At 55.8% G+C, this 17,353-nt stretch carries 16 protein-coding genes; 1 reads left to right on the top strand and 15 read right to left on the bottom strand.

Annotated features, from left to right (window positions below; translation table 11 throughout):
- Positions 1 to 102 precede the first annotated feature (102 nt).
- From IEV46_RS01200 to IEV46_RS01165, 8 genes are all read right to left on the bottom strand, one after another.
- Entirely contained in the window at positions 103 to 750 is a 648-nt protein-coding gene (locus IEV46_RS01200; protein ID WP_188428956.1) for a thiamine diphosphokinase, read from the bottom strand.
- Positions 747 to 1,295, bottom strand: coding sequence for an energy-coupled thiamine transporter ThiT (gene thiT / locus IEV46_RS01195; protein WP_188428954.1), 549 nt, complete (start codon positions 1,293 to 1,295; stop codon positions 747 to 749). The genes IEV46_RS01200 and thiT overlap by 4 nt, the downstream gene beginning before the upstream one ends.
- An 11-nt stretch (positions 1,296 to 1,306) precedes the next feature.
- Positions 1,307 to 1,984 carry a ribulose-phosphate 3-epimerase gene (gene rpe, locus IEV46_RS01190; protein ID WP_188428952.1) on the bottom strand — a complete coding sequence of 226 codons (678 nt, stop codon included), beginning with the start codon at positions 1,982 to 1,984 and terminating at the stop codon, positions 1,307 to 1,309.
- 3 nt (positions 1,985 to 1,987) lie between these two features.
- Positions 1,988 to 2,863 carry a ribosome small subunit-dependent GTPase A gene (gene rsgA / locus IEV46_RS01185; RefSeq protein WP_188428950.1) on the bottom strand — a complete coding sequence of 292 codons (876 nt, stop codon included), beginning with the start codon at positions 2,861 to 2,863 and terminating at the stop codon, positions 1,988 to 1,990.
- A gap of 126 nt (positions 2,864 to 2,989) precedes the next feature.
- On the bottom strand, positions 2,990 to 4,639 hold the full coding sequence (pknB, locus tag IEV46_RS01180) for a Stk1 family PASTA domain-containing Ser/Thr kinase (protein WP_229735858.1): 1,650 nt from the start codon (positions 4,637 to 4,639) through the stop codon (positions 2,990 to 2,992).
- A gap of 30 nt (positions 4,640 to 4,669) precedes the next feature.
- Entirely contained in the window at positions 4,670 to 5,422 is a 753-nt protein-coding gene (locus IEV46_RS01175) for a Stp1/IreP family PP2C-type Ser/Thr phosphatase (protein ID WP_188428946.1), read from the bottom strand.
- A gap of 50 nt (positions 5,423 to 5,472) precedes the next feature.
- Positions 5,473 to 6,525 (bottom strand): dual-specificity RNA methyltransferase RlmN, encoded by a 1,053-nt coding sequence (rlmN, locus tag IEV46_RS01170; RefSeq protein WP_188428944.1) that lies wholly within the window; start codon positions 6,523 to 6,525, stop codon positions 5,473 to 5,475.
- 243 nt (positions 6,526 to 6,768) lie between these two features.
- Positions 6,769 to 8,154, bottom strand: coding sequence for an FMN-binding glutamate synthase family protein (locus IEV46_RS01165; protein ID WP_188428942.1), 1,386 nt, complete (start codon positions 8,152 to 8,154; stop codon positions 6,769 to 6,771).
- Between the two features lie 209 nt (positions 8,155 to 8,363).
- Here IEV46_RS01165 and IEV46_RS01160 point away from each other — a divergent pair, with 209 nt between their 5' ends.
- Entirely contained in the window at positions 8,364 to 9,737 is a 1,374-nt protein-coding gene (locus IEV46_RS01160) for an FMN-binding glutamate synthase family protein (protein WP_188428940.1), read from the top strand.
- Positions 9,738 to 9,785: 48 nt separating this feature from the next.
- On the opposite strand, the gene IEV46_RS01155 is transcribed toward IEV46_RS01160, so the two are convergent.
- From IEV46_RS01155 to def, 7 genes are all read right to left on the bottom strand, one after another.
- Positions 9,786 to 10,916 (bottom strand): Ger(x)C family spore germination protein, encoded by a 1,131-nt coding sequence (locus tag IEV46_RS01155; protein WP_188428938.1) that lies wholly within the window; start codon positions 10,914 to 10,916, stop codon positions 9,786 to 9,788.
- Positions 10,897 to 12,054, bottom strand: a complete 1,158-nt coding sequence (locus tag IEV46_RS01150) for a GerAB/ArcD/ProY family transporter (protein ID WP_188428936.1) — start codon at positions 12,052 to 12,054, stop codon at positions 10,897 to 10,899. The genes IEV46_RS01155 and IEV46_RS01150 overlap by 20 nt, the downstream gene beginning before the upstream one ends.
- Positions 12,051 to 13,622 (bottom strand): spore germination protein, encoded by a 1,572-nt coding sequence (locus tag IEV46_RS01145; protein ID WP_229735800.1) that lies wholly within the window; start codon positions 13,620 to 13,622, stop codon positions 12,051 to 12,053. The genes IEV46_RS01150 and IEV46_RS01145 overlap by 4 nt, the downstream gene beginning before the upstream one ends.
- 122 nt (positions 13,623 to 13,744) lie before the next feature.
- The gene (locus IEV46_RS01140; RefSeq protein WP_188428934.1) at positions 13,745 to 14,497 is read right to left on the bottom strand and encodes a GAF domain-containing protein; all 753 of its coding nucleotides are present in this window, start codon (positions 14,495 to 14,497) and stop codon (positions 13,745 to 13,747) included.
- 54 nt (positions 14,498 to 14,551) lie between these two features.
- On the bottom strand, positions 14,552 to 15,934 hold the full coding sequence (gene rsmB / locus IEV46_RS01135; RefSeq protein WP_188428932.1) for a 16S rRNA (cytosine(967)-C(5))-methyltransferase RsmB: 1,383 nt from the start codon (positions 15,932 to 15,934) through the stop codon (positions 14,552 to 14,554).
- Positions 15,931 to 16,878, bottom strand: coding sequence for a methionyl-tRNA formyltransferase (gene fmt / locus IEV46_RS01130; RefSeq protein WP_188428930.1), 948 nt, complete (start codon positions 16,876 to 16,878; stop codon positions 15,931 to 15,933). The genes rsmB and fmt overlap by 4 nt, the downstream gene beginning before the upstream one ends.
- Positions 16,879 to 16,881: 3 nt before the next feature.
- Positions 16,882 to 17,352, bottom strand: a complete 471-nt coding sequence (def, locus tag IEV46_RS01125; RefSeq protein WP_188428928.1) for a peptide deformylase — start codon at positions 17,350 to 17,352, stop codon at positions 16,882 to 16,884.
- Position 17,353: the final 1 nt, after the last annotated feature.

Below are 17,353 nucleotides of genomic sequence, written 5' to 3'. Positions count from 1 at the left end.
TCCTTCACCCTGTTGCTCGCAAGGCAACGCATCACCCTGTCACTTATATATATTCTATAGAGGGGTCAAGGTGCCTAGAACAGGAAACAGGCCGCGCCCAAATTAGTCGCGGCTCTCCACCACCAACAGCTTCCCGCGGCGGATGCGGATCTTCCCCCGTCTTGCCGTGAGCTCATTGCTGATTCCCCGGGGATACCGGCGGTACAAGGTGGCGTCATACAAAGGATAGCGAAACCCTTCCAAAAAAACCCCTTCCACCTGATCCGTCAGGGCGAGCAGGGAGACATAAGGGAAGGCCCCCCGCTCCAGCCACAGCTCTTTCCCCCCTCCCGGATGAAGGCGAATCCGGTTGCTGGAGTTTTCAATCACGCCCCGGATGCCGGCCGCCTCGACTTTTTCCAACAGAAACAGATTGGCCAAGGCGTGGTCAAAGCGTGCCCCGCCCAGGGCCCCCAAGATCAAAATCTCCTGTGCCCCCTCCGCAATCGCAGTCTCCACCGCGTATTGGGTATCCGTCATATCCTTCTCCGCAGGCAATCGCTTCACCGGGATACCCGCCTTTTTCAAGGATGGGGGGACCTGGGACCCCAAAGTGTCAAAATCCCCCACGGCCAGGTGAATCGGGAGATTTGCCTGCTGAAGGGCCCGGACACCGCCGTCGACACCGACCACCCGATCCCCGGGCCGGATCACTCCCAACTCCGAAACCGCCAGTTCTCCCCCCGCCACCACCACCCAGCGCCGGCTCATCCTGTCTTCACCAGCCGGGGAGCTTTGGCGGCCAACAGAGAGACGATCAGGATGGAGACCAGGATGTCGGGAATGATATAGGAAAGATTATACAGTGCCGAATACAGAACAGGGGAAAATTCTTCGGGAGCGTAGGCCCCGAACCAGACGACCCCCGATACAAAATGAGACAGAAACCGGATCAAACCGGCAACCGTCACCCCCCAAGCGATCCGTCCCGTTCCGGTCCATCCCGGTGCCTCCCCTCTTACCGGAAACAGACCGGCCAGCCCGAGAGCCGCATAAGCCAGGGGATAATCCAGCACCACCTGAACGGGATGGGCGATCAGGGGGTGGGTCATCAGGTTGAACAACCCGACCAACAATCCACAAATCACTCCGGCGACCCACCCCCTGCGATAAGCCACCAACACAATCGGCACCATGGCCAGGCTGACGGAACCTCCCTGGGGCCACAGGCGAAGGGTGACAAACACACTGAGAACCGCACCCACCCCAGCCATCACCGCAATTTCCGTCAAATTGATCAAGCGCTTTCTCTCCATTGGACGCCTCCTTATCCCCGGTTCGTAAGACCGGATCCCGCTCCCGCACGGATGGCGGAGATCGCTTCTCCGCGATCCTTCCGGCTGAAGACCGCGGAACCGGCCACCAGTACTGATGCCCCTGCAGATGCTGTCTCTGCGGCGGTATCCGGGTTGACTCCGCCGTCCACCTCCAGCTCCACATCGGAGAGTCCGGCCTCCTCCAGCATCCGACGCACTTGCCGGATTTTATCCAGCACACCGGGAATGAAAGCCTGTCCCCCAAAACCGGGGTTGACTGTCATTAACAACACCAGATCCAAATCCCGAAGGATCGGCTGCAACACCTCCGCCGGAGTGGACGGATTGAGCACCACCCCCGCCTTGACTCCCTCCTCCTTGATTAGATGGATGGTGCGGTGCAGATGGGGACAGACCTCCTGGTGAACCGAGATCCAGTCCGCCCCCGCCCGGGCAAAGGCGGGAATATACCGGTCCGGCTCCTCGATCATCAGATGAACATCCAGGGGCAGTTGCGTCCGGGGCCGGATCGCCTCCACGATCAGGGGACCGATAGTCAGGTTGGGGACAAAATGACCGTCCATCACATCGACGTGAATCCAGTCGGCGCCCGCCTGCTCCACATCGGCGATCTCTTCTCCCAACCGCGAAAAATCGGCGGACAAGATGGATGGTGCGATTTTTACCATGATTTAATACCTCCGCTGCTCGTTGATTTCCTCTAAAAAATGCAAATAGTTCCGGTAACGGAACCCGTGGATCTCCCTCGCTTCCACCGCTTCCTTCACCCGGCATCCGGGTTCATTCTTATGGAGGCAGCCCCGGAAGCGGCAACCGGGGGCTCTGGCAGCCATCTCGGGAAAACACTTCCCCAGCTCCGTCTCCCTGAGGTTCCTGAAGGAGAGCTGGCTGAAACCGGGGGTGTCCGCCACCTGACCTCCTCCGGGAAGGTCAAGAATCTCCACATGGCGGGTGGTGTGGCGGCCGCGGCCCAGTTTTTTGCTCACTTCCCCGATCTGCAATTCCGCTGTGGGCAACACCGCGTTCAATAGGGAGGATTTCCCCACCCCTGAGGGACCGGCAAAGACGGACAATTGATTCTGCAAGACCCCCTTCACCGCTTCGATCCCTTCTCCGCTGCGGACGCTGGTGGGGAGCACCCTGTATCCCGCCGGAGCGTATATGGCCCGGATCCTCTCCACCTCCGCCCCATCCTCCAGCAGATCCCGCTTGGTGAGCAGGATCACCACTTTCAACCCTTCCCGCTCCGCATGGACCAAAAACCGGTCCAGCAGCTCCGGCTGAAACCCAGGCTGCCGCAGGGAACTCACCACCACCGCCTGCTCCACATTGGCCACCGGGGGGCGCAGGAGCTCCGTCGACCTGGGGTGGATCCGGGTCACCACCCCCTCCATGGGAGCCGTCTCCTCATAGGTGACCCGATCCCCCACCAAAGGGGACTCCTTTTTCTTTTTAAAGATCCCCCGCGCTCGGCACTGTACATCCCCCTCGGGAGACCGCACATAATAAAAACCGCTGACAGCCCGCACAATTCTCCCTTCCGGCATAACTTCCCTCCTTTTTCAGGCGCTGAACACAAAGGAAACGAGGCGTTCGCCTCGTTCTCATTATGATCTAAGTAATGGGTTGTCATCAACCGGGATGATTGCAATCAATTGTAAACATACCCCTCATTACGGATAAATCTCTTTGGGTTCGGGAGGTGGGTTGTTTTGGCCCGCGGTTTGGATCCACACATGCAGCGTGCCACCCTTGGGACAGTATTGTCCAGGCTTGGGACGGGTCGTGATTCCTTTACCGTGGCCAACCCCTGACTCATCATGAAAGGTGATTTTCGGGGTATAATTGTATTCCCGAGCCATAACACCCTCGATCCGCGTCTGCCATACATTCCTGACTTCCGGCACCTGAAACATCTCCGGGTTCTTGTACAGGACCACTTCCGTCTCCTTCGGGACGGCTTCCTCCCCCGCAGCAGGGGTCTGTTTATAGATTTTTCCCGTGTCGTGCTCCGCACCGAAGTGGGTGGTGTCCCCTGTCTCCACCTTCACCTGAAACCCCATTTTTTTCAGTTTGGCCTCAGCCTCATCGGCGTCCATCCCGACCACTTTGGCCACTTCAACGGCAGCGGAACCCTTTTGCTGCTGCCCCTGAACTTCCTCGTCTCCGTCTTTGGACATCCACCCCATCACCATATCAAAAGTGAAAATGGCCAGGGCTCCGATGACGACCAAGGTGAACAGACCGAAGAGAAGTTTCTGCCACCAGGGCATGTTGGCTTGGACGTTCTCCAGCCAGACGACGGTCCGCTCCAGCATGGTCTTGTCCTTGTCCGCCGGGACATTGCGGAGCCGTTCCAGATTGGCCATCGTTTGATCGCCCACCCGGTTGGGTGTCTGTCGGCTCCCGTCCCCACCATCAGAGGAGGCAGCCCCCGCAGCGGCGTATGGTTTGGCTCCGGCGGATTCATGCCGATCGGTTCGAAGTCGCGGCTCTTCCATCCGGTCATAATGGAAAATTTCATCCAGCTCCTGTTTCATCTCCAGAGCCGTCTCAAACCGCTGATCCGGGTCCTTTTCCATCGCCTTCAGGATGATCCGATGAATCTCCGGGGGCACATCTGGATTCAACCCGGAAGGATCCTCCACCGGATCCTGCAGATGTTTCATGGCAATACTGATGGCGGAGTCCCCGTCAAAGGGAAGCCGCCCGGTCACCATCTCATACAGGACCACACCCAGGGAATAGATGTCCGATTTGTGCCCGATCAACCCGCCCCGGGCTTGCTCCGGGGAGAAGTAATGAACCGACCCCATCACGGAACCTGCCTGGGTGATCGTGGAAGAAGTGGACGCCCGGGCGATCCCGAAGTCGGTCACTTTGGCCCGGCCGTTGTACCCCAGCAAGATATTATGGGGTTTGACGTCCCGGTGAACGATCTGATTTTCATGGGCATGGGCCAAGGCATCACAGATCTGAGATGCAATGGACACAATCTCTTCCGGTGTCAGAGGACTGTACTGCTGGATATATTCTTTCAACGTAGGGCCTTCCACCAGCTCCATGACAATATAATGAGTATGGTTTTCCTGACCCACATCATACACATTGACCACATTGGGATGGGACAGACTGGCGGCGGCCTGCGCTTCCCGGCTGAAGCGTTTCACAAACTCCGCATCGTTGCTCAGGGACTCATTGAGCACTTTGATCGCGACATGGCGGTTCAGAAGAACATCCCTTGCTTTGTATACCACCGCCATGCCCCCGCCGCCGATCCGGCTGATCACTTCATAGCGACCGCCTAATTTTCTGCCTTCCACTGTCATCTCACCTCGCTCTCCATCTCTGTCTCAATCGCTTTTATTTATCAGGCCGTCGTTTTTTATTAGAATTACGGAGATATTGTCCTTTCCTCCGGCTTCCAGGGCGCTCTCCAGCAGACGGTTCGCCTGCTCCTGGAGAGGAAGGGAAGAGGTGAGAATGGTTCCGATCACATCGACGGGCACCATATCACACAGCCCGTCGGAGCAGATCAATAGGATGTCCCCCGAATACCACGGAGTGACGATGAAATCTGTCTCCACCTCTTCATTGGTTCCCACGGAACGGACGATCACATTTCGCTGGGGATGGACTCTCGCCTCCTCCTCTGTGATCTCACCGTGCTTTTTCAGCACGTTGACCAGCGAATGATCCTCTGTCAGTTGATAGAGTCCATCCTCATGCAGGAGATAAGCACGACTGTCCCCCACATGGGCCAGGGTTACTTTATCCTTTCCCGGGACGGCTGCGATCACCGTCGTTCCCATCCCTTTGTAACCCTTGTTCCGGCTGGCCATTTCATAGATTTCGCGATTGGCCGCCGTCACTGCATTCAACATCCATTCCCGCCGCTCTTCCGTCCCCGCTTCAGGAGTGAGCCCGCCCAACTCCCGCTGGATCACCTGGACTGCCGTGCGGCTGGCCACATCACCGGCCTGGTGGCCGCCCATGCCGTCAGCGAGAACGGCCACGGGAACCCCATGGTCGGACTGAAAAAGGCCCACACTGTCTTCGTTGTGCTCCCGCACCCGTCCTTTGTGGGTAAGCCACACCTTTTCCATACCGGTGACTCCTTTCCCTGTTCAATTCCGATTCACACGATGCGACAAATTCAGACTGTCTGTTGTTCCAAACCCAGGTGTTGGGCCCGCAATTGCCCGCAGGCCGCTTCGATGTCGCTGCCATGCTCCCTGCGTATGGTCGTATTCAGGTTGTAGGATTGAAGGATGTTCCGGAACTTGAAAATCCGGTTTCGGGAGGTCCGGATGTAGTTCCGCTCGGGAACGTGGTTCACTGGGATCAGATTGATCAGTGAACCGCTCCCTTGCAGAAGTTGCCCCAGTTCATGAGCATGTTCCGGAGCATCGTTCTTCCCACCGATGAGAGCGTACTCGTAAGTGATCCGACGCCGGGTTTTCTGCACATAGTACCGGCATGCTACCAGCAACTCTTCCAGGGGATAGCGATAACTGACCGGCATCAGCCTTTTTCTCAGCGCCTGGTTGGGTGCGTGAAGGGAAATGGCCAGCCCCACTTGCAACCCTTCCTCGGTGAAGCGATAAATCGAAGGCACGATTCCGCTGGTGGAAACCGTGATCCGGCGTTGACCGATGTTCAATCCCTTTGCATCCTGGATCACCCTCATAAATTGTACGGATGCATCATAGTTTTCAAAGGGTTCACCGATTCCCATGATCACAACAGAATGGACGCGCTCCCCCCATGAATCCAGGTAACGTTGGGCTTCAACCACCTGCGCGACCACTTCTCCGGCGTCTAAATTCCGCTTCAACCCGCCCAGGGTGGAGGCGCAAAAGGTGCAACCGACCCGACATCCCACCTGGGTGGTGACACAGACACTGTTGCCGTAGTTATGACGCATAATCACCGTTTCGATGGCATGGCCGTCATTCAGTTGAAACAAAAACTTGATTGTTCCGTCGGCGGACTGCCGGACAGTGATCGTTTCCAAAGGCTTCAATTGGAAATCCCGATCCAACCGCTCCCGCAACCCACGAGAGAGATTGGTCATCTCAGCAAAGGAAGAAACCCGCTTCACATACAGCCAATCCATCACTTGATCGGCACGAAAAACAGGCTCCCCCACCCCTTTCATCCATCTTTTCCAATCTGCATGGGTCCAGTTGTATGCATTTGGTTGCATTTGGAAGTACTCCTGATTATAAAGTCAAATCATTCCTCAAAACTTTCCTTATTATATCAATACCGGACCGGAAAGAAAAGAGATCCCGATGTAAATCCCCCTTTTTGGGGCGGAGTAACCATTCTGGCTGATTTTGGTCCTTCATCCCTTATTTTATATGTAGGTCCATCGGAAAAAACTTTTGTTTACTAAATCCTCCTCAAAAAAAGAAGGGATATCTTCTCGGACATCCCTTCTTCCTCTTCACCGGGATTGCGCCTCATAAGCCAAAGGCAAGCCCGTGATCTCCCGTGCCAGCGGATCCAGTGCCGTCAAGTCCTCCCGGTTGATCTCACCCAGAGACTTTTTGCCCAGGGCGATCGTGGCCAATTTCATCTCCTCCACAGAGGAATTAAACAGATTGGCCACACATTTGGCCGCCTTCTCCACATCCAACTGATCGGCAAACTTACCGTCATACCAGAGCAATCCCGAGGGAGGTTCCCAAGGCAACACCTTGGTGATCTGAGTGTGCACCGCTCCCATCACCACCGTAAGGTCCAGCGCCACGGCATCTGCCCCCAAAGCCAACGCCTTCAGGTAATCCCCGGGAGTGTGCAGCCCCCCGGAGACGATCAGACTCACCTTGTGTCGAACATAATGTTTCTCCAGATACCGAACGGCCCGGACCAATCCGCGAATCGTCGGCAAGCCGAAATCATCCTGCAGGATCGGAGCCGATTCCTTGACCCCGCTGCCCGCTCCGTCGATGGTAATGAAGTCGACCCCGGCATCCAGGGCTTGGGCCAGATCGGCCTCGATCCGGGAGGGAACCAGTTTGATCCCCACCGGGACTCCCTTTCCCATCTCCCGCAAGCGGGCTACCAGCTCCCGCCAATCTTCCGGCCGATTCACTCCGGGAACACGGGACTGGATCTTCAGGGGCTCCCCCGGATTGAGTCCCAACAGTTGCCGCATGCTTCCCGGGACCTTCAGGATTGTGAAGGGAGTCCCTGACGTGGCTCCACTTCCAGCCACAATCTCAATCATATCGGCCTGCTCCAGTGTTCCGGGCGGTTGATTCCAGTCCGCCCGTCCGTATTGCACCACCACCTTGTCCGCCTCTTTTCGCTCCGATTCGGTGAGGACGCTTTCTCCGGTATGGGTGGCCGTACCCACCGCCCGGGCTCCTTTGGCAAGGGCTTCCTTCATCGGTCCGCTCAGTGTGGGTCCAGGACCCAATCCACCCACCATCAGCGGAATGTCCAGCTTTAAAGGACGCGAAGCGCGGGGGCCGATCACCGTCCGGGTGTCGATTTTCACATGTTCTTTTGTCGGCATTACCGCCAACTGCGCTGGCAAAAACATCAATCGATCCCACCCCTTTTCGGGATAAGGCGTGCCCAGGGAGCGGTGAATCCCCTGATCCGTTTCCGATCGGAGCGCCATTTCCACGATATTTTGCGTGTGAAATCGTCTGCCGGAGGAGAAGATCTCCATGAGATTCTTGGAATAGGTCTCGGTCAGAATCGATCGAAGAGCCGACCCGAAAATCCTTTGGATGATGTTGCGGGAAAAAAGAGCTGCCAAGCCCGCCACCACCAACACCGCTGGCAATGTCACCGCAAACCCCTGCCAAAAATCATTCATGTCCATCCACCTCCTCTCAAACCGCTTTTCCTCACTGCCGATCCCCACTCACAGTCCTCACGGTGATACAGAGAAAATAAAAGGCCCCTGTTTCCGAGTTATCACCTTAGGCTTTCCGGTATATTATGGCCCTCCCCCCACTGAATCATGACTACGGTTTCCATGTTCGGGAACCTTAAAAACATCACTGGTGAAATGAGGTGTCAAACATGGGATGGTTCGGTTCCTTGGGTGGCGCTGTTGCCGCTGTCCTGCTCTTTGCCGTGGGAATGGCCGTCAGTATCCGGCCACTGATCAAAAAGCTCTTCAGAAAGGCGGTCATATTGATCGAGACGGATCCCTTCCCTGCAAATATATGGGAGATGGTCACCCTTACCCGCCATATCTCTCCCCAGACTCTCATTGAGAACAGTATGCGGGCCCAAGGAGGAGTGATGGTGAAACGGCCTCTGGGGAGCCCAAAACAGATGCCCGACTTTCGGAAATTGACTTTTCTGCCCTGCCAGCTGGATCGTTTGCCGACCCCGGAGAATCAAAACATCGAGACCCGCACCGTGATCGGCCCCTGTGCAAAAAAACCGCTGGAATTGGAAATTCCGCTGTTGATCGCAGGGATGGCCTTCGGCCTCGGAGTCAGTGAACAACTGAAAGTGGCCCTCGCCAAGGGATCGGCCATGGCAGGAACCGCCACCAATGGCGGGGAAGGCCCCTTTCTTCCGGAAGAACGGAAGTATGCCGACAAACTGATCCTCCAGTACAGCCGGGCGCAATGGGCCAAGGATCCCGAAATTCTCAAACAGGCGGATATGATTGAAATCCACGTCGGCCAAGGTGCCTCTGCCGGGACTCCCAGTCAAATACCGGCCATTCATCTCAAGGGACGGGCGATGGAACTGATGGGACTGAAACCGGATGATACAGCGGAAATCTTCAGCCGAATGCCAGGGATTCATCGAAAACAGGATTGGAAAAAGCTGATTGATCGATTGCGCCAATGGACCGGCGGGGTCCCCATCGGCATGAAAATGATCCCCGGCCGCGTGGAACAAGACCTGGAGATCGCCGTGGACGCCGGTGTAGATTTTATTACCCTGGATGGAGCCCAGGCGGCCACCAAGGGGACTCCCCCCATTTTGCAGGATGATTTTGGTTTGCCGACGGTGATGGGATTGGCCCGGGCCGTCGATTACCTTGAAAAAAAAGAAAAAAAAGACCAAATCAGCCTCATCGTCTCCGGAGGACTCTCCACCCCCGGAGATTTTCTGAAAGCTTTGGCCATGGGAGCGGATGCAGTGGCTATCGGGTCCGCAGTTCTCTTCGCGGCCAGTCATGGCCAAGGCAGCCAAAAAACACTTCCCTGGGAGCCTCCCACCCAATTGGTCCTGTACCAAGGGGATCAAAAAGAGGAATTGAATGTGGAGAAAGGAGCCAAATGCGTCGCTTGCTACCTCCAATCCTCCGTGGCGGAGATGAAATTGGCAACAATCGCCCTGGGAAAGAGCCGTTTACAGGATGTGGACCGCAAAGACCTCGCCGCCCCGGACCCGGTCTCCGCGGCCATCGCCCGGGTACCCCTGATATAGTGCAAAACAGCGAACGGGGACAAACCGTTCGCTGTTTTGTACTCTTTTTTACTTGGCTTCCAATCCGCTTCGAAGGACTTGCACATCATAGCGGACCCGGATCGGCACATGGGGAAACTCCCGATTCCAGTCCATGGTTTTCCACAAATCCGGATGATGAGCCCGAATCTGGTTCCCAAAGTTGAAAGCATCAACCTTCCATTTTTTCTGTACAGCCCGTATGGTTTTCCGATCCGTCTGTTCATATCGGTCGGCCACCCAACGGTTGATTTTTTCGTAAATCCCCTGTTTCCTCAAATCCAAATCGCAGATCTTCTCGATAATTTCCCCTTTCATTTTGACGAAAATCTCAATTTCGGGGAGAGCACCTTTCCGTGGCTTCACCTGGATTTTTCGCTCCAATTCCTTGGGCCGGAACACCAGCTTTCCTTCTTTATGACCGCAGGGGATGTTGGCCGTCTCCCCCAATTCCTGCTCCCGAAGGCGCAACATGGACTGACTCTCTTCCCTGGACAACTTCCCCACCATCCGGTCCTTTTCAAACAATGCCAGTCCTTTCCACACCAAATTCCCTTCACTGATTTCCATATAGTTCATCAGCGGATTTTTGGCGGGGTTGGACAAATTGATATAGGTCTTCCCCAGATCTTCGTCACTGAATCGTCCCGTTCGTTGTCCGGTTTCCATCATGGTGATGATATATTGTGCCGGGATCTGTTCCAATTTGGGATTGGTCTGCAACGCCTCCTTGGCTTTACCCTTGACCACCAAAGGCCACTGGCGACGTCGCACTTCCGGGTTACGCCGGATGGCATCCACCAATGAACCCATCCCTTCCCGGGCCAACCCCTCCCCGATCAGAATCAACCGGGCATGGCCGAGGAACAACTGCTGGTTGGTCTGATCCCGGATATCATCCATGGTGTCGGACAAGGTTTTTCCCGTTCCGTGGAAGGTCTGCACCGCATTCTGACCGTTCTCGCTCCCCCCTCCACCGCCGGAGCCGACAATTTTGAGGGGGACGGGCACCTGAACCGAGATCTCATACCCTTCCGGATGTTTATCAAAGGCAATGGCGATCACCGAGGTGCGCTCCTCAATCTCCCGGGCATCCCAACACCCTCCCAGCAGGCTGGCCGACACCAGGCAAAAAAGGAGGTTACGCAGAGGAAGAGGCATCGGATTTTCTCCCCTTTCTGCCCCGGACCCAGGCGATTCCCAACAGAATCAGTGCCACTGAGAAGGAAACAACGAAGCCAAACCAGCCTCCTCGATCCCCCCATTTGAGCAACTCCTCCACATCGGAAGGCCAGAAGGCCAATCCATAGATGACAGGAGCCGCCCCCCAGGCCAGCCATTTGCGGTGGCGCTCTTTCAGGTTGAACAGGGTGACACCCAGGTCCACAAAGGAAGCAAAGATTGTCACCAACGTGGTGAACACCGCCACCACCCAAATCGACAGGATGGGAGATTCCAATCGGGACAAGAGCTGCCCCGGCACCTCCGCCTGCTTGACCAGATCCAGTGTGGGCCACATCATGACGGTCAGCTCCTGCGGACCAAACACCCCGATGGATGTAGCCAGTGTCACCCAATATCCAAAAATTACGGTGAGCACCGCCAACAGGTGGGGCTTCATCGCCTGTTTCGGCTGCTGATAATAACCCATGAAGATATATAAGACGCTGATCCCCGCAAAAACAAAGGAGGAGCTTAACACACTGTTGAGCACCTGTTTCCAATTCAGTTCAAACAAGGGCAGAAAATTTTCCAACTCCACTCCCTGAACCAGTGTGAGGAGAAGAATCGTGATTGGAAAAAAGAGAACCGGCAGCAAAAATTCACAGAAACGGGCGACGATGTGCACCTGTTGCACCACCACAAAGGTGGCAGAGAAGATCAAGGTACCGATGATCACCTCCATCGGGGTCATCGGCAAGATTGCGCCGATCAGCACCTCGCCAAAGGTGCGGGCTACGATCGCCGTCGCCACCAGCCAGAAGAAGCTTAAAGCCCCCAGGAAGGGAAGGCTCAACCAGGTTCCCAAGCGGGGATTTTTGTCCGTTCCCAACAGATCACGGGTGAGTTGAACAATATTTTTACCGGGAAAACGCTTCATCAACAGGGTGACCAGCCACACCTCCGCCAGTGGGGTCAATCCGCCGATCAATATCGTCCACACTCCGTTGGGACCCGCCTCTTGAACAATGCCCCGTTGGAACTGGAGAACCCCCACCCCGATCAGCGTGGACATGACCAGTGCGTATCCTTGGTAGAGGGAAATCGATTGATTCAGTTGCTGTTGGTTTCGGTTCATGGCGAATTTCCTCCCTCTTCCCGTTGGTGATCCTCCGGACGAAAAAATGTGGGACGTCTGTCCATCCACCGCCAGGGAACCCGAATCAGGGTGTCTTTCAAGTCCTTCCAGCGCAAAGGCGCAAAGGGAGCCATATAGGGGACGCCGAAGGAGCGAAGCTTCACCAGATGGGCCAACATTAGTAACAGCCCGACCACCACTCCGTACAAACCGAAAAGGGCACCCAGGATCATTAGGGGAAAGCGCAGCAATCGCAACGAGATCGCCGCATTGTAACTGGGGTTGGCATAGGAGCTGATGGTGGTCAACCCGACCACGATCACCATCAGTGGCGACACAACCCCCGCTGTCACCGCGGCCTCCCCGATCACCAGCGCGCCGACGATCCCGATGGTGGGACCGATGGGGCCGGGAAGGCGGATACTGGCTTCCCGCAATATCTCCACGCTCAACTCCATCATCATCGCCTCCACAATCGAGGGAAAAGGAACCGTGGATCTCCCCGCCGCCAGCGCGATAGCCAAGGGGGGCGGGATCATCTCCGGATGGAAGGAGACGAAAGAGATATAGAGTGTGGGCAATAACAGAGCGATCAAAAAAGCAGCCGCCCGCAACAGACGAAGAAAGGTGGCGATCATAAAACGATCAAAATAATCCTCCGGGCTGATGTAGAACTGGGTGAACACCGCCGGTGCGATCAGAGCGTGGGGAGTGCCGTCGGTCAGGATGCACACCTTCCCCTCCAGCAGATGGGCCACCACGGAGTCGGGACGCTCCGTGTTTTGAATTTGGGGGAAAGGAGACCATGTGTCATCCTCGATCATCTCCTCGATATACCCGCTCTCCAGAACCGAGTCGATATTGATCTCCAACAGTCGCCGCTCCACTTCCTTGACCACCGCTTCATCAGCAATCCCTTCCAAATACAACAAGGTAACACTGGTTTGAGTCCTCTTTCCGATCTTGTAATCTTTCAGCCGAAGGTCCGGGTCCCTCAGGCGGCGGCGAATCATGGCCGTATTGACACGCAAAGTCTCGGTCAGGCCTTCCCGGGAGCCCCGGACCACGGACTCCGCCCGGGGCTCCTCCACCCCCCGTTGCGGCCACCCTTTAGTACCGATCACCGCCCCCTCGCTGTACCCATCCACAAACAGGATCGCATCCCCGGAAAGGAGGGAGCCCACCATCTCTTTGAGCTGGTTGACTTTTTTGACTTCCCCCGATTGAACCAAGCTCTCATAGATGATCTTCCACAGGTCTTCCTTAACCCGGATCTCTTCTCCTTTGAGCATCAACGGACGAAAAATCGACTCATCGATCGTTTTGCTGTCTACCATCCCATCGATGAACATCACTACCGCCCGTCGATCCGGGGTATATTGGATGGTGAACCATCGCGTGATCAGATCCGTACTGTCCCCGAGCAGTTCCACTATAAAATCCGCGTTTTTCTTCACCTCAGGAAAGACCGGAGCTTCATCCAATTTCTGATTCAGCTTTTCCCGAGACCGCCGCTCCAACTGCTGTTGCTTTTTCAGGTTTTTACGGCGTTGCCATCCTTTTCGCATGCACATCACCACAACTGTTAAACTCCCCCTTTCCCTCAAAAAACATACCTTAAATTCCAATAAAACCCATATACAGGGTGCAAAAAAGACCCGGCGGGTAATCCCGGGGTCTAGATTGGGCATTACGCTTTCAGTTTTTGAGACAGTTCCAGGTGCAACAGAGGGGACAACACATTGGCAAAGGCCATCAGAAACATTTTCTCATCTTCTGTGTAGGAACGCTCTTCATCCCCGGTCACACTGAGGACGCCCAGAACTTCATCCCCTGTCCGGATCGGAACACAGATCAAAGAGTGGTAGGTGGAATGGGCCTTGGGATGAATCTTGAAGCGACTGCCGGGGGTATGGATCTCTCCGGAAAAAAAGGGCTCCCCGGTCTGAAATGTATAGCCGGCGGCGGAATCGGCGATGGAAAGCCGCAATTTCCGCATCCCGTCAGGACTGTGGGCCGCCGCTTCATGCACTTTCAGGGTGCCGTCCCCGGCATCGATGAAAATGCAGATCTTCGGATTGTTCCCCTTGTTCCCCGACATGGTGGCCAGGAGGGAGGACAACAGATAGTTGTAGACATATTGCCGATGCTCCCTGAAATTCTTGTCCGGTTGGGACAGGATCAGAGAGATTTCCCCCGCCAGAGTGCTGATCGATTGAATGACGTAGGCTTTCTGTTTACTGTCTTCATCGAGGGAGCGGACCTTTTTCTCCATTTCCGTCAATTGGGAGTCGGACTGCAGGTTCAGGCCCAAAATGGAGACAGAATCCCCGTTTTTGGCCCTCCATAGAATGATCCCTCCCAGAATCACGGCAAACCCGAGCAAAGTATAAGCCAGCCAAGGCTTGTTGATGATGATTTTCAAAACAAAGTCCATATCCATGGAAGGAATCACCGCTTTGTGTATATTCCGATTGACCCGTTCCACGCTTCTTCTTTATTTCTGTCTCTGTTTGTTCTCCCGGATCATACGGGCGATAAAAAAACCATCGCTTTCAAAATGATGAGGCAAGATCTGCACCCACCCGTCCCCGGTCAAAGCTTTTTCGCGCACCGGTGCGGGCAGTGTCTCCACCAGGGTGGAGTCCGCTTGGAAAGTTGGATTTTTCTTGAGAAAAGCGATCATCCGTTCTTGGTTCTCCCGCGGTTCCAGGGTGCAGGTACTGTAAACCAGGGTTCCCCCTGGCGCCACCATCCGGGCAGCCGCTTCCAGCAATTGTTCCTGGAGGCGGAGGAGGCTCTCCACCTCCCGCAAGTTTTTGGACCATTTGATATCCGGTTTCCGACGAATCACTCCCCAGCCTGAACAGGGAGCATCCAACAACACCCGATCAAACTGGGGTTCCCCCGTCCCGGGCAACTCCCGCAGATCCGCCTGTCGCACTTCCACCATGGACAAACCCAGGCGACGGACCTGGTTTTCAATCAACTTCACCTTGTGGGGGTGAACATCGCAAGCCAACAGGCTCCCTCGGTTTTCCATCCGTTCTGCGAGATGGCCGGTCTTTCCCCCAGGAGCGGCGCATCCGTCCAGCACCCGTTCCCCCGGGCGGGGGGCGAGGAGATCGGTGACCAGCATCGAGCTTTCATCCTGAACGGTGAACCACCCTTCCCGGAACAAGCGGCCGGAAACGGGATGACCACCACCGCTTAGAATCAGCCCCTGTCCGGAGACAGAAGAGCGACGGATTGTCAACTGAGGGTTTTCTTCCTGTAACAGGCGGGCAACTCTCTCCCGGTTTCCCCGCAGGGGGTTCACCCGGACAGACAATCCCGGCGGACGATTATTGGCTTTCAGCACACTTCGGGCGGTCTTTATTCCGTAGACTTCCACCATCCGGCGGACCAGCCACTCTGGATGGGAAGTGACCAGAGCCAGGTCAGTCACCGTCTCCGGGGAATCGGGAAGGAGCCATTCTCTGCCGCATCGTCGCAGATAGGAACGCAACACACCGTTCACCAGTCCCGGAATTCCCCGATGGCCCCGTACCTTGGCGATCTCCACCGTTTCATGGACGGCGGCCTGTGGGGGAACCCTGTCCAGATACCGAAGTTGATAGATTCCCAGACGGAGCAGGTGGCGAACCCAGAGATCCAAGGAATGAACCCCTTTTCTCACCAGTTTGTTCAAAATCCAATCCAGGGTGTTTTTCCGCTGTAATGTGCCGTAAACCAGTTCCGTGGCCAACCCCCGGTCACGGGGAGAAAGGGTGCTTTGGTTCAACCTGTCATTCAGAAGCAGATTGCTGTAGGCTCCCCGCTCCTCTACGGCGATCAGGACATCCAGTGCCACGTTCCGTGCAGAATCTTTTCTCTTCATCGCCCCAAAATTTCTCCCGGCTTCATCTGACGACCCCGGAAAAATTCCTCTGCTATCATTCGACGCTTGCCCGCCGGCTGGAGTTCCTGGATGCGAAGCGCTCCACCCTCCCCGGTGGCCACGATCACACCCTCTTCAGCCTGGGACAAGACGGTTCCCGGAGCTGCGGACTCCCTTACAGAAACCGGCTCCGCTTTCCAGATCTTCAGCGGTTTTCCCTTCCAGAGAGTGAATGCCACCGGCCAGGGTCGCAATCCCCGGATCTGATTGACCAGTTCCTGGGCGCTCCGGTTCCAATCGATCTGCTCATCCTCACGTCGGATATTGGGCGCGTAGGTGGCCCGGTTGTCATCTTGAGGCACGGGTTGCACCTTTCCCTCCAACAGGGCCGGAACTGTTTCTATCAAAAGCTGTGCCCCCAGCTGTGCCAGTTTGTCATGAAGGGTGCCCACGTCATCCTCTTCTTTGATCGGGATGGAACGGCTCGCCAACAGATCTCCGGCATCGAGTGCTTCCACCATATACATGATCGTGACACCGGTTTCCCTCTCCCCCTGAATCAGGGCGTGATGGATCGGCGCTCCACCCCGGTACTTGGGAAGCAGGGACGCATGTACATTGATACAACCGTAGCGGGGACTCTCCAGGATCTCCCGGGGCAGGATCTGACCATAGGCCGCCGTAATAATCAAATCCGGCTTCCACTCCAGCAATTGGCGAACATTTTCCGGGTTTCGCAATCTGTCCGGCTGAAACACCGGCAGTCCCAGTTCCATCGCCGCTTCCTTCACAGGGGGCGGGGTGAGCTCCTGTTTTCTTCCCCGGGGACGATCCGGTTGGGTGACGACACCCACTACTCGGTAACCCTCCGCAACCAGGGTTTGCAAAGAGGGGACCGAAAAGTCTGGAGTACCCATAAATACAATCCGCACTTCACTCGCCATGGATCACTCTTCCTCCCGTTTCGGTTCAAACACGCGGTCGGCGATATCAGTGAAAAGAATTCCGTTGAGATGGTCCACCTCGTGTTGCAAAATCCGTGCCAGATAACCTTCCGCTTGCAGCTCAAAGAACTTACCCTGCCGGTCCTGGGCCTTCAGCCTCACTTTTTCTGCTCGCCGCACCTCTCCCAGCAAGCCCGGAATGCTGAGGCAACCTTCCGGAGGGGCCAACTGCTCTCCCTCTTTGTCAAAAAGCTCCGGATTAACCGCCTCGATCAAACCGTTGCCGTCATCGACGACGATCACCCGTTTGGAAATGCCCACCTGGGGGGCGGCCAAACCGACACCGGGGGCATCATACATCGTTTCAGCCATATCATCCAACAATTTGTGCAGACGTTCGGTGAATTTCGTAACCGGTCTGGCTTTCTCCTTCAAGATGGGATCGGGCACCAATACAATTTTGCGAATGGCCACG

The organism is Kroppenstedtia guangzhouensis (assembly GCF_014637345.1).
In the GTDB taxonomy this organism is placed as follows: Bacteria; Bacillota; Bacilli; order Thermoactinomycetales; family DSM-45169; genus Kroppenstedtia; species Kroppenstedtia guangzhouensis.
This window is presented reverse-complemented; position numbering and strand designations above follow the sequence as displayed.